At 59.4% G+C, this 1573-nt stretch carries 1 protein-coding gene and 1 pseudogene; both read left to right on the forward strand.

Going from position 1 to position 1573, the window contains the following annotated elements; all coding sequences use genetic code 11:
- The first annotated feature begins 4 nt into the window (after positions 1 to 4).
- Entirely contained in the window at positions 5 to 853 is an 849-nt protein-coding gene (locus BFP90_RS00025) for a MaoC family dehydratase (protein ID WP_065895680.1), read from the forward strand.
- 302 nt (positions 854 to 1155) lie between these two features.
- A pseudogene (locus BFP90_RS28960) lies at positions 1156 to 1573 on the forward strand (hypothetical protein); the annotation flags it as partial.

Raw genomic sequence — 1573 nt, forward strand, 5'->3', positions numbered from 1 at the left:
GACTATGCAATGGCAGACAGTGGACAGCACACCGTTTCTACCGCCGCTGTACTGGCGCGCGGCACTCAAGCGCAAGATCACCGGCAGCGCACTGCCCGACCATGGCCTGCGTTGCCAGGTGCGCGTCGATCCCACGGCTGTCGCGGCGTACCGCAAGGTCTGCGGGTTTGCCGACAGCCCGATGCTGCCGGCGACTTATCCGCACATCCTGGCGTTCGGCCTGCAGATGCAATTGCTGACCGACAAAACCTTTCCATTCCCGTTGCTGGGGCTGATTCACCTGAGCAACCGCATTCGCGTCCATCGACCCCTGGGCGGTGTGAGTGAGCTGACCGTCGGCGTGTACACCTGCAATCTCAAGCCCCACGCCAAGGGCGCGACCTTTGACCTGGTGACCGTGGTCGAGGACGCCCTGGGGCTGCTCTGGGAAGCCCAAAGCACAATGTTGTGCCGTGGTGTAAAGCTTGAGGGCGAGACGGTGGAGCATGGGTTGTCGGTGCACACGCCCCTCAGTGAGCTGTCCCGTTGGAACGCCCCGGCTGATATCGGTCGACGTTATGCCCGCGTGTCCGGCGATTACAACCCGATTCATCTCAGCGCACCGACGGCCAAACTGTTTGGCTTCCCCCAGGCCATCGCTCACGGATTATGGAACAAGGCCCGCACTCTGGCGGCGCTGGACCAACACCTTCCGCTCGCCAATGTCGACATTGAAGTTGAATTCAAAAAACCCGTACGCCTGCCCGGCGAAGTGATATTGATGACCAGCGGCGCCGGCTCAAGTGGCGAGTTAGTGTTGAATGGCGCAGGGGCTATTGAGCACATGCTCGGGAAGTGGCAACCGATTGCCTGAAGTCCACTGTTTAATTGTATATATACACCTTAAGTTATAGCGGACCCGCCCGGGTCCGCTTTTTTTATTCAACTTATTGATTTTCATAAACTATAATTACTGAACTTCTACACGTTATACCGTTTGTATTAGCGCTTAAGCCGACTAAGACCTTATGTATATAAATCGTTAATACGAAGTTGAGCGTTGCGAGAAAACCGACCCAGGTCTGTGATTAATCACACGGACAAACGTATCGCTGGCCGAAGAAACGGCGAACGGTTGAAACAACCAAGGTTGTACCTGGTGCAAGGAACTCAATCATGAAAACTCAAGTCGTGTTCTGGAAAGCAAGTACCGCACTGGCGTTGATTCTGGCAATGAGCCTCGGCGGCTGCAGCAGCGGTGGTGGCGGACACAAATCAAGCGTGGCGGCGTCGTCGCCGGATGCTGGCGCAGGTGCCGGTGGCGGTACGGGGGGTGGCACCGGCGGCGGTTCTGGCGACGGCACTGGCGGTGGTACCGGTGGAGGTACAGGCGGCGGCACGGGTGGCGGTACCGGTGGTGGCACTGGCGGCGGCACGGGTGGTGGTACCGGTGGTGGTACAGGCGGCGGTACGGGCGGTGGTACCGGTGGTGGCACTGGCGGAGGCACAGGTGGTGGCACTGGCGGCGAAACAGGTTCGACAGCCACTCCGCTCGTCACTGGCCAGATCGCCGGCACCCTCGGCACCACCGTGG

Source organism: Pseudomonas sp. 24 E 13, from assembly GCF_900004715.1.
In the GTDB taxonomy this organism is placed as follows: Bacteria; Pseudomonadota; Gammaproteobacteria; order Pseudomonadales; family Pseudomonadaceae; genus Aquipseudomonas; species Aquipseudomonas orientalis_A.

Excerpts from the sequence above, each read along its gene's own strand:
- BFP90_RS00025 (WP_065895680.1), top strand. The coding sequence starts at position 5 with ATGCAATGGCAGACAGTGGACAGCACACCGTTTCTACCGCCGCTGTAC.